Below are 11338 nucleotides of genomic sequence, written 5' to 3' on the forward strand. Positions count from 1 at the left end.
TGCGGCCTGCGTTGAACTCAGCATTAGGGCACGCATCTTGTTCTATCGGCCCTACTCTCGCGTGTTCGTCCTGTTGCTTTGCACTTAAGTGCTGCATCCTGCCCACGCACAACATCCTCCGGGCATCGGCCTGGGTGACAGTCGTCCATGCCCCAGCACGATAGGTTGGGATCACCCGTGGGAAGTGAATACCCACTCGACAGGAGTTAACAATATCTCTCAATTTCTCAGCTACTATCAGATTTAGCACAGGCTCTGTCCAGGCCGTGTAGTTATAATTGGGCGGCGGATGTGATGGCATATCTGCGTGCTTCGTAAGCCGTACAGTTCGCTCTTACTCGGTTGAGACGGCGAATCAGACAGGCACCGTGAGGTGCGGAGAGGGGCAGCGTGAATCTACAGAAATATCTCCATCGTAATGAAATCCGTGCGCAAGGGCTGTTGGCACTGCCCACGCTTGTCTTATTACGCGCTCTGGCAGGGGACGGAACACCCGGCCGGCACTGGGCAGGTACCCTGTGCCGCGTTGCCGCTCTTTGTGCGGCGATGACGATGCTCGGCACCGGCACGCCCGCCTCCGCAGACAACTACACCTGGGACGGCGAGTTCAACAACACCTGGGACTTCACCGACGGCGGCTTCATCTTCTATAGCAACTGGGATACCGAGGGCTTCCAGAGCCCAGACCTGCCCGGCAGCGGGGACAACGTCTTCTTCTCACACGACAACGACGGCAACACCGACATCGACCTCAACGGCAGCCGGTCGGTCAACGACATCACTTTTGGGTCTGACCAATACAGTCTCGCCAACGGCACGCTCACGGGAAACAGACTGTTCATCAACGACAACCTGACCCTCCAGAGCGATGCCACGTTGACGATCAACGGGCCCAGTTCGCTGGGGTCGGGCAGGACGCTGAGAATCCACGGCCAGTACAACGCCAACGGCGGCATCACGCTTGCCGACTTCACGGTCTTGAACGTCACCGAACAGGCCGGCCCGGCGCGCAGCTTCACCCTCGGCTCCGGCAGCATGCTCACCGCCTTCGACCAGACCCAGCTCAACTTCACCGGCGACTACGAGGTCGACAACAACGCGACGTTCGACCTCAACAGCGGCTCGGACTGGACCCTCACCGAGCGCTTGAATATCGGGAACGGCTCGAACGGCACCGTCGACCTCAACGGCCTGGGCACGACCCTCGTCGCCGGTGGCGCGGCCCCGTCCGCCCTGGGACTCTCCGGCGCGACCGGCACCCTCACGCTGACTAGCGACGCCACCGCCACCTTCAACGCCGGCCTCGACATCGGCTCGGCCGCCAACCCCGGCGCGGGCGTCGTCACCCTCACCTCCGGATCCAGCTCGACCGTCACCGGCGAGTTGACCCTCGGCATGGGCACCTCAACCGGCACCCTCACCGTCAGCGGCGACTCCGCCGTCGACGCCAACGGCGCAACCCGCATCGGCCCCGGCGGCACCCTCAACATCAACACCACCAACGGCATCACCCCACTGCCCGCCGGCGGCGGGGTCTACCACGCCAACGGCGACGTCTTCATCGACGACGGCATCCTCAACAGCATCGAAACCCCCGCCGGCAACAGCCGATTCAACCTCGCCCCCGGCAATAACCTCACCGCCTTCAATAGCGCCCGGGTCAGACTCACCGGCGACTACACCGTCACGAACGGCTCGGTCGTCACCTTCTCCACCAGTGCCGTCGGTCAGATCACCGGCGACCTGGACATCGGCGCCGCCGTCGACTCGGGCCAAGTGACCATCTCCGGCGGCCAACTCACAATCACCGACAGCTCGACGATCCTGCCAACCGGCACCCTCGAAATCAACTCCGGTGGAACCTATAGCGCCAACGGCGGCCTGGACAACAGCCAGGGTGGCACCCTCACCTTCACCGACGGCAACCTTAACATCACCGGCGGGGCCTACTTGCCCGACCTCAGCGAAAACTACATCCTCGATGGCGCGTCGCCGGCGGACCTGCCCCACCTCACGCTCGGGGCCGGGGCCTCGGCAAACTTCTCAACTGCGATATTTGTCGGTGATGAAGAGAGCGGCCGCATCACGGTGTCGGGCGGAGCCGATGTCGTAGCCGCCAACGGCAGCGTACTCGGCTCAGCTACCGGTTCTTCGGGTACGGCCACGGTCACCGGCCCGGGATCGACCTGGAATAGCCCAGCCGATTTTTTTATTGGCCTTGGTGGCACCGGCACGCTCAACATCGAGGATGGCGGCGTGGTCGATAGCACGCAAGGCACCATCGGCCGAGCCGATGGTTCGACAGGTACCGCCACGGTCACCGGCCAGGGCTCGGCTTGGTTCAATGCCGGCATCTTGCAAATCGGCCGATTCGAAAACTCCAACGGTACGCTCAACATCGTGGCCGGCGGCGCCGTCACCAATACCGAGGGTATCCTCGGAGGAGAAATCAACGCGTCCGGCACCGCCACCGTCACCGGCGGGAACTCGACCTGGGTCAACTCGGACCTGCTCGATATCGGCTTCAACGGCACCGGCACACTCATCATCGAAGCCGGCGGCAAGGTCACCAACACCTCAGGCACCCTCGGCCTAAACAGCACGGGGATTGGCACCGCCACCATCACCGGCACAGGCTCGCGATGGGAAAACTCGGGCACGCTCGATGTTGGCCGCACGGGCACCGGCACGCTCAACATCGAGGCCGGCGGCGTGGTCACCAATACCACCGGCAACCTCGGCCGAAACAGCTCGGGGATCGGCACCGCCACCGTCAACGGCGTGGGCTCGGCCTGGGTCAACACCCACAGCCTCAACGTCGGACTCGCCGGCACCGGCTCGCTGACCACCAGCAACGAGGGCGCGGTCTTCATCGGCGACGCCGCGCAGGCCGGCGGCACGGGCGGCTCCATCACCATTAGCGACACCAGCGCGGACCCGGCCTTCGGCGGCCTGCTGGTCGTACAGAACAGTGGCACCCTGAGCCAAAGCCAGCCCTTCACCCGAACCATCATCGGCGATCAAGCCAACGAGTTCGGCACCGCCACGGTCACCGGCGCGGGATCGACCTGGACCAATAACAACAACAGCGGCTACTTCATTGTTGGGAATTCCGGCACCGGCGTCCTGAACATCGAAGATGGCGGCGTGGTGACCACGAGGGACGGCACCCTCGGCAGCGCAACAGGTGCGATGGGCACGGCCACCGTCACCGGCGCGGGATCGACCTGGAACAATACCGCGGGGTTCAATGTTGGAACGTCCGGCACCGGCATCCTGAACATCGATAACGGCGGCTCGGTGGTGAGCGAGAGGGCACACATCGGGAACTTTGTGAACGCGAACGGCACGGCCACCGTCACTGGCGCCGACTCCGCGTGGGACATCACGAACACTTTGACTGTCGGTCAAATTGGCACCGGCACACTGAACGTCGAAGCGGGCGGTCACATCAGCGTCGGCGCTAGCTTTCGTTTGCAATCCTTTGGCGGCACCGCCTTCCTCAACTTCACCCTCGCCTCCACGGCCGACCCCCTGATCGATGTCGGCGAGGACGTAAACCTCGCCGGCACGCTCGGCGTCGATCTCGACCCGGGCTTGACCCTTTCCGACGGCGACAGCTTCACCCTGATCGACATCGCCCGCACGCGCAGCGGCGTCTTCGGCAACGTCGCCGAGGGTGGCCTGCTGGGCAGTTTCAACGGCGTCGACCTCTTCCTGACCTACACCGGCGGCGACGGCAACGATGTCGTCGCCTTTGCTGCGTTGCCAGGCGATTACGACGGAGACAGCGATGTGGATGGGGCCGACTTTTTAACATGGCAACGCGAAGACGGAATGTCCGATGGGCTCACCGATTGGCAGGACCATTATGGAACTCAGCCACCACCCTCATCAGCGAGTGCTAGCCAAGTGCCCGAGCCGACCACTGTGGCTCTTACGCTGCTCGCATCTTGCTGCTTGCTGCTTGCTCGGTTGCCGTTCGTGCCGTCGGTGAGAATGACCGCAGGCTAAAAACGGCTCTTCGGATCGGCGTGGAAAGGAGCCTTACGGCTGAAGCAGCTTAATCGGTAGTGACTCCTGGTACTCAATCTGTGAGATCACAGTCGCGTCGGTGGTCGATTCGCTATCAGGTATGCCCGAGGTGGTAGCGAATGACTGTGAACTCGTCGCGCAACCAACTGCCAGCAGTCATGTCGCAGCCCAAATTGCCCGGGACTGTGTATTGATTTGCTTCCATGTCCCACTTATCGAGTTTGATGCGCTATCGTTCATCGATTTATTCTCTGATGCTGGCGTGCCATGAATGATCAGGCGTGTCTCAGTGCCGAGACGATTTCAGTCCGTGAAGCGTGCCAGCCCGGAGCTAGTCCGGCGAGGATGCCAACGACAACCGCCACCAACACACCTTGAATGGCGAGTGTTAGCGAGGGCTCAAAGGCAATCGTCACCCCTTCGGCGGCGATCGACATGCCGGCCGAAGAGAGTAGCAGTACGCTACCCGCTACCCCGAGGATACCGCCCAGCGTGCTCAGCAGTAGACTCTCGGTCAGTACCAAACCAAGAACAAGTAGCGGTCTAAGACCGAGGGTCTGCAGGACGGCATGTTCCTTGATGCGATCTTGCACCGACATTACCGTTGTAGTGGCAACCAGCGATAGCACGAGCCCAACGCAGGCATAACCGAGCCAGTGGACAAAGCCAATCAGTTCGGCGAGGTCTGCTAAAGTATCGGCTTGAAACATTCCTTTGGTTCGCGTCGTGGTACCTACCGGTCCGTTTCTGAACTCTTGGTCGATTTGTTTGGCGATCGCGTCGGGATCGGCGCTGTCCGTGAGATGGACTTCTAATTGAGTTACCGTTCCGACATCGTTTGCGCCTCGTGCGCGCTGTAAGAAGTCGAGGTGTGTGTAGATGAGACTGTTCTCGGCAGCCGAAGTCGATCGAAAGACACCCTGCACGAGGACGGAGACATCACCAATGGTGAATTTATCTCCAACACTCAAGTTGCGCCTTGCTGCCAAGTCCACACCGATGAGTGCTGCGTCGTCTTGGCTGGCAAACGAATTCCAATTGCCGGACTCTAGATTAACATCTCGCCATGCCTTCATCTTTTCGGGCTCGATCCCTTGAAAGACAACCGCGTCGAGACTCGCTCGGCAATTGTTAGTAAACACCTTGATCGGAGCGACTGCTTGCACTCCCGGCAGTTTCGCGATCGTGCTTTCGTAGTCCTGGGGCAAGCGACTGCTCTGCGGGCAGAAGCGGTTCTCTTGAAACACGATGAGCGTGCGTCCAGCGTCTTCGCCAGCGGTCAGGGCGAGCATTCCCTGCTGTACTCCACCGATGAAGCAGAACACCAGGAGCGCGACCGCGGTGCCGCTGACCGTCAATAGAGTGCGGGCACGATGACGCCACAGGCTTTTGAAGACATAAGGAATGAACTTGTGCATGATTAAGCCGTATGCAGTTGTGCGGTTTGCCCTTTAACAAGGGACACGGGTTTGCCGTTTTCCAACAACCGGCCACGTTCCAAGCGAATTTTCCGCCTGGCTCGTGATCCGGCGTCGGCGTCGTGGGTGACCATGAGTAGTGTCATGCCCAGTTCCGTATTGATACGACTGAGTAGCGTGAGAATCTGTTCAGTCGTTTCGTCATCAAGGCTACCGGTCGGTTCGTCAGCGACTACCACCGTTGGGTTGGCGACGATGGCCCGAGCGATACCAACTCGCTGTTCCTGCCCACCGGACATTTGCCTGGGGTAGTGCGATGCGCGGGAAGTCAGGTCAACCGCCTCCATCGCGATCCCAACTCGTTTGCGACGCTCAGCCGAGGACATTGGCAGCAGCAGGAGCGGCAACTCGACATTCTCGTAGGCGGTGAGTACGGGAATTAGATTGTGTGTCTGGAACACGTAGCCAATATGACGGGCCCGCCAATCGGCGAGCTTGCCGCGTGAGAGCTTGGTAATATCGGTGTCCGCGACAACAATCTCGCCCGAGGTGGCTTGGTCGATGCCGGCAATCAAGTTGAGCAAGGTGCTTTTACCCGAGCCACTGGCGCCCATGAGCGAGACGTAGTCGCCTTGGTCCACAGTTAGGCTCACGCCATCCAGAGGTCGGATAGTTTCTTCACCGTTGGCATATTCTTTGACAACGTTATGCACTTCAACCAATGGCATGGTATTGTTTTCCTTCTGCTGGCTAGTCATCGGCTAGCGACATGCGGAGTGGACTAATTGCTGTTAAGGGAATTATTGCCGCCAGAAAGCGTGCTATCTTCGCCAGTGACTCGAATGCGAGTGCCCTGGACGATGGATTCGCGGCCAGCGACGATCAACTTGCCAGTAGGCGCGAGTCCACTGACAACTTCGACCAAACCGCCATCGGTAGTTCCTCTGGCAATGTCAACAGTTCTCAGCTGCGCCGTTCCCGCTGCCAGATCGGCAATCCATACCTGCGTGCTTTGCTCGCCGGAGATCACGAGTGATTGTGGGATGAACATCCGCAGAGGCGACTCGCCCTGCTCGTCTTCTGCGGCAAGTGAGGGGGGAGCCAGAAATGTCACCTTGCCAAGCATCTCAGGCTTGATAACGTCGGGCGGATTATTCACTGCCACTTTCACTTGGAGCGTGTTCTTTTGAATATCGGCAAAGGTAGTGACGGAAATGACTTCGCCAGCTAGTGGTGTGCCAACCGCCGCCGTCTCAATCTGTGTCGGCTGACCTATCTGCACTTGGGGCACATCTTCCAGACGAACATCGACACGCACCTGGAGCATTGCCGGGTCGTAGAGACTGACCACGGCGCTTGACCCCTGCTCGGAGTGAGGATTAATTCCCGAAAGTCTTTGCCCGGGGCGTGATTCGATGCTGAGAACGCATCCTTCGATGGGAGCGCGAACAGTCATCCGTTCTAACCGCAGCTTAGCTGTTTCTACCGCCAGGCGCGTCTGATCGGCGCGGGCGGAGGCGACTGCAAGGCTTGCCTTGGAATCGGCTAGCGCCCGTTTCTCTTCGGTTAAGAGTTGGAGTCTAACGGCCAGCGCGTTTCTTTTTTCAGCGAGCGATTTTAGCTGCGTCTTCAGCGTTGGTTCTCGGGCTGTTAGTTGGTTGACTCCCGTCGATGCTGTCGCTAGTTCAGCCTCGGCTTCTCGCAGTACCCGCCCCGTGATGGCGCCGCCAGCCCCTTGTTTACGTCTCACGTTTTCAGCAGCCAACTCTTGGCGTGTTCTTGATGCTTCGATCGCATAGGGCAGGTTGTCTAGCTCTCGTTGCACCTCGGAAAGTTTTGCCTCGGATTCAGCGAGCAAGGCTTGCAGATTAACCGGGTTGGCAAGGTTCGTCTTGGCGGCGATTAAGTTCCCCTCTGCTCGCTGCACTTCTGCTTGCTGCATCGCGTGCTGAGCTTGGGCATCGGCTAGTTCGAGCTTCGCATCAGCATCAATCAACAGAGCAATCGGCTCACCCTGCTCAACACGCTGACCTTCAATCACCAACAAATCTTGAATCACTCCGGATGTTAGCGCTGAGGCAATCACGGGCGTGGGCCTTGGCTCGATCCAGCCGGCAGCTTGAAATAGTGGCATTCCTTCCTGCTTGACTTCAGAGCGACTAACCACGACAGGCGTGATTGTGACCGATTGGGCCGGGAGGAAGCTGTCGCGCGCTGACCAGCCGAACAGACTGAGAAAACCAATCAAGATGCTCAGCGGCAAAACGTACTTGGTAAGCCAAGATCGCTTGACCTTCACCGCCGCCTTCTTCGGCTGGCTACGATCGACGGCCAACTGGCTGAGATCAAGTTGTGGGGATTGGCTGGTCATGGTTGTTGATGCCTTCCGCATCGCTTCTCCACTCGATTGCTAAATCGCTTTGATTGCTTCAACAATGGGTAGTCGCATTGCTTTGATCGCTGGAGGCAACGCACCGACAACTCCTAGCAGCGCTGCCACGCCGCAAGCGACCGCAATGCCTACGCTATCTACCGAAAGCATGAAGGCACCCATCGTAAACCGAACGGCGGTCCCGTCGACTAATAGGAGACCAATCAAACAGGCAACCAGAGCACCAGCACACGCTAACAAGGTTGCCTCTTGAACTAGCGTGAGCAGGATGGCACGGCGGCGAAACCCAAGTGCTTGAAGCGTCGCGAGCTCGCGTACTCGACCCACAACTGCCCCATACATAGTGTTAAGCCCCGCAAAGATTCCTGATCCGGCAACGAGTACGACCACTACCCAACCCAACATCCGGACCGGCTTGTAGTGTTTTTGCAATGCGGCGTAATAACCACTTTCCGATACCGCTTTGAGTTCGAGATCAATACGCTCGCGGCAAAACAAATCCACATCCGCCACGCCTTCTGGCGAATCCATCGCGACGGCGAGCATGCTCAGGTCTTGCCGTTTCAAGGCGGTTTGCAAATCTGCCAGCGGCGCCCAAATCTCGGACTCAAACGCCGAGCCAGCTGCTACGAACGTCCCACTAATCGTCCAACTCTGTCCGTCAAAACTCACTTGCTGTCCAATAGCTAGGTCTTCTTCTTCCGCCCCAAGTTTTGAATGGGCCAAGCGACCAACGATCACCTCGCCACTCTGCGGCCAGGCGCCTTCCAGTAATTGCACTTTGTCTCGCACCAAGGGTGCTGCTGTCGTCACCCCACGCACCAAGCCCATACCCCCCTGACTCAAAGCATCTTCGCTCATTCCCGACGCAGTGATGCGGGTCGCTAGGTAAAGCTCCGGCGAAACATACTCAACGCCATGCCGACGACGCACGCCGTCCACACTGGCAGCCAGTAGCGAAGGACTCCTACCGGGGATCGACGAATTCTCAATGTCGGCACCCGAAGAAAGTGCGTACACGAGCACCACATTCGGATTGCCCGTGGCTGCGAGTGATTTTTCGAGCCCGCGGATGAAACCGACCACGACGAGCACCAGTAGTACCACGATGGTCAGCCCGCCAAGCGTCAACACACTGCGAGACGGACGACGAAACAAGTTTCGCACGCCGTAATCCCAAGGTAGTAGCTTTTGACCAAGCATCGTTACAGTCTCCAGGTAATGGGCTCCAGTAGCAAAAGCATGTCATGTGTCTAGTTGCGGACATAGACGCCCTTGGCGAGCATCACGAAGTTACCGGCCTCATCTTTTTGAGCAGTTCCCTGAACTACCACCAAGTCCGACTCTTTCAAACCGAGCAGTTCACGTGAGTCCACTGGCACGAGCTTTCCCTGGGCGTCGACAACTTTAACTAGGGTTGTGCATTTTTGTCGATCCGAGGCGCAGCAGTCGTCCAGGCATAACTCAGTCTCGCCCGAGCTCTCGCCATTGGCGACGACTGCCATCGAAGCGTCGAGCAGCGTGAAGGCGGCGCGCCCATCAACCCACGGGCGGGCCGAACCGCCGATGCGTCCGATGAGCACAATGGGGGCACCATCGTCTGCGGACTCGCGAGCCGCAATGACGCCAACCGCACCATCAGGTTCATCTTCCAATTGATAGAGACTGGCGTCCACATTCGTTGCTTGACTCGAAGCCACGCCGGGAGACTCAGTGGCGGAATTGCAGCCGACGGTGGCTGCTGCGCAAGACAAGGCTACTAGGAATGTGGAGTAGAGCGTTCTTGAGGATATTGTTTTCATCTCTGAATTCCTTGTGTACGGGGTTGTAAGGCCTGTTGATGGGTCTTCGGGGCTGCCTTGGTTGCGTACTTGATTTTCAGTTCTCCATGACCGCCGAAGATGGCAATCGGTCGTTCCTTGGCTTTGGCCACGGCATCGACCAGGGACCAGGGCGAGAGTTGTACTTTGGGGTGCGACTCAACAAACAGAGTCTCTTTCTCCATATCGACGCTAACCTTGGTAACGCCTTTGAGCGTATAGATTTGTGTGACGATCTTCTTTGCACACCCTTGGCAGTGCAGATTGTCGATCACAATCGTCTGAGCTGTAGCGGCATGCGATGACTGATCGATCGGCTCGACTTTAGGGCGAACCAACGTGTAGGTCGCCTCTGCGGTTACTAGTTTTGTCGGAGTTCCTTTGCCTTGCTCGACGGCGTGCCAAAGTTGGCCGAGCACCGCGGGACTTGGTGCGGGAAGAGAAACGGTTAGTGTGCGTGACTTGAGGTCGACGCCTACTTCCTTGACGCCGCGCATGGTGTACAGCTGGCTCGACACATTACGGGCACAGCCAGCACAACACATCGCTTCGTCGACAATCTGCACTTGGCGAATTGGCAATTGCGGCCTGGCAGCAAAAGCAGGTGCTTGAACTGATACGCCGTAAACGGCGATCATCGCAATCAATTGGCCTACTTGGTAGCACTTCTGGTGCATGATCTTCTCCTTTGTGGATCTAAATCGGCTAGCAGTGGTCGCTCGCAACGCACAGACGCGCAGTAAGAGCTACTAGCAGAGCGGGGAGGGCGGAACGATTCCACTCGTGGTCCTGGCAACCAAGTCTCAAAAGACGGGCCAAGAAAGTGCAAAGATGCGCCGCAAGCAGAAAGCTTGCCGCTAAGAAATCAAATCAGAAAGCGGCAGAGCACGGCACAGCGCTCCGGCGAAGTTGTTGCAATCGAACGAAGTTCGTCATCGCCATAATACGCCATCACCTCGAGGTCGCTGAGAATGGAAGTCGCACATGGAATCGACAGCAGATTCACCAGCAAGGCTTCGCTTGACTCAGCCAAGTCCCTAGGCAATTCCAGCGGTTGTGGTGCTTGGTGGCACCAGCAACCAGCAGGGCAAGGGCAAGGGCAAGTGCCATCTTCGTCAGCGCTTCCGGCTTCATCTCGGCCAGACTTGGCAGCCATCGACCCGCAGGTGTGCGAGCAACCAGCTGCCTTGCATCCATTTGCTCCGTGATGAAGACAGGAATGATCTGTCGACGCATTCACACATCCGCCGAGTTTGCAAATCAGATGGGTGTGTTCCACGCCAGCAAACAAGGCAAGCATCACTCCTAGTAGAGCAATACCTCGTTTCAAGTTGTGGTAACGACGAAACACGCTGATCTTGTCTCCTAGAGCGGACGGAAGATTCTCACGAATCTATCTAATCCATCGGTTCGGCACATCCCTTAAGTTTAGACGGTTCGGGCACTCTGAACAAACGGGCATTGTGAACAACCCTAGTTTCCGACTAGGCGCTTCGATCAGTTGGCCGGCCGGTCATGCAATCGCAGCAATCTGGTGGCCATAACTAACGCTGAGGTAGAGACTTAGCACATTCATCACAGTTGCCATCGAAGTTGGTTGCAGGGGGCCCAAGGCTTAAGTCGACGCTATCCCCCCCTCCGATGGGAGTCGGGTAATTCGCTGCCAGTTCCCG

General features: G+C 58.4%; 8 protein-coding genes. 1 reads left to right on the top strand and 7 read right to left on the bottom strand.

The genetic code is table 11. From position 1 onward, the window contains the following. The first annotated feature begins 390 nt into the window (after positions 1 to 390). A complete protein-coding gene (locus tag HG15A2_RS03840; RefSeq protein WP_145058015.1) occupies positions 391 to 4014 on the top strand; it encodes a beta strand repeat-containing protein in 3624 nt (1207 codons plus the stop codon). Positions 4015 to 4310: 296 nt separating this feature from the next. On the opposite strand, the gene HG15A2_RS03845 is transcribed toward HG15A2_RS03840, so the two are convergent. From HG15A2_RS03845 to HG15A2_RS03875, 7 genes are all read right to left on the bottom strand, one after another. Further along, positions 4311 to 5453, bottom strand: coding sequence for an ABC transporter permease (locus HG15A2_RS03845; protein WP_145058017.1), 1143 nt, complete (start codon positions 5451 to 5453; stop codon positions 4311 to 4313). Between the two features lie 2 nt (positions 5454 to 5455). After that, positions 5456 to 6181: an ABC transporter ATP-binding protein gene (locus tag HG15A2_RS03850; protein ID WP_145058019.1), complete on the bottom strand. Its 726-nt coding sequence runs from the start codon at positions 6179 to 6181 to the stop codon at positions 5456 to 5458. A gap of 53 nt (positions 6182 to 6234) precedes the next feature. Next, positions 6235 to 7824, bottom strand: coding sequence for an efflux RND transporter periplasmic adaptor subunit (locus tag HG15A2_RS03855; protein WP_218932309.1), 1590 nt, complete (start codon positions 7822 to 7824; stop codon positions 6235 to 6237). Positions 7825 to 7863: 39 nt separating this feature from the next. Continuing rightward, a complete protein-coding gene (locus tag HG15A2_RS03860; RefSeq protein WP_145058023.1) occupies positions 7864 to 9048 on the bottom strand; it encodes an ABC transporter permease in 1185 nt (394 codons plus the stop codon). A gap of 50 nt (positions 9049 to 9098) precedes the next feature. Beyond that, a complete protein-coding gene (locus HG15A2_RS03865; RefSeq protein WP_145058025.1) occupies positions 9099 to 9647 on the bottom strand; it encodes a hypothetical protein in 549 nt (182 codons plus the stop codon). Further along, positions 9644 to 10342, bottom strand: a complete 699-nt coding sequence (locus HG15A2_RS03870) for a cation transporter (protein ID WP_145058027.1) — start codon at positions 10340 to 10342, stop codon at positions 9644 to 9646. Before HG15A2_RS03870 ends, HG15A2_RS03865 begins: the two co-directional genes overlap by 4 nt. Before the next feature lie 325 nt (positions 10343 to 10667). Then, positions 10668 to 10901, bottom strand: coding sequence for a hypothetical protein (locus HG15A2_RS03875; protein WP_145058029.1), 234 nt, complete (start codon positions 10899 to 10901; stop codon positions 10668 to 10670). Positions 10902 to 11338 lie beyond the last annotated feature (437 nt).

The sequence above is a fragment of the Adhaeretor mobilis genome (genome assembly GCF_007741515.1).
GTDB classification, from domain to species: Bacteria; Planctomycetota; Planctomycetia; order Pirellulales; family Lacipirellulaceae; genus Adhaeretor; species Adhaeretor mobilis.

Excerpts from the sequence above, each read along its gene's own strand:
- HG15A2_RS03845 (WP_145058017.1), bottom strand. The coding sequence starts at position 5,453 with ATGCACAAGTTCATTCCTTATGTCTTCAAAAGCCTGTGGCGTCATCGT.
- HG15A2_RS03850 (WP_145058019.1), bottom strand. The coding sequence starts at position 6,181 with ATGCCATTGGTTGAAGTGCATAACGTTGTCAAAGAATATGCCAACGGT.
- HG15A2_RS03855 (WP_218932309.1), bottom strand. The coding sequence starts at position 7,824 with ATGACCAGCCAATCCCCACAACTTGATCTCAGCCAGTTGGCCGTCGAT.
- HG15A2_RS03860 (WP_145058023.1), bottom strand. The coding sequence starts at position 9,048 with ATGCTTGGTCAAAAGCTACTACCTTGGGATTACGGCGTGCGAAACTTG.
- HG15A2_RS03865 (WP_145058025.1), bottom strand. The coding sequence starts at position 9,647 with ATGAAAACAATATCCTCAAGAACGCTCTACTCCACATTCCTAGTAGCC.
- HG15A2_RS03870 (WP_145058027.1), bottom strand. The coding sequence starts at position 10,342 with ATGCACCAGAAGTGCTACCAAGTAGGCCAATTGATTGCGATGATCGCC.
- HG15A2_RS03875 (WP_145058029.1), bottom strand. The coding sequence starts at position 10,901 with ATGCGTCGACAGATCATTCCTGTCTTCATCACGGAGCAAATGGATGCA.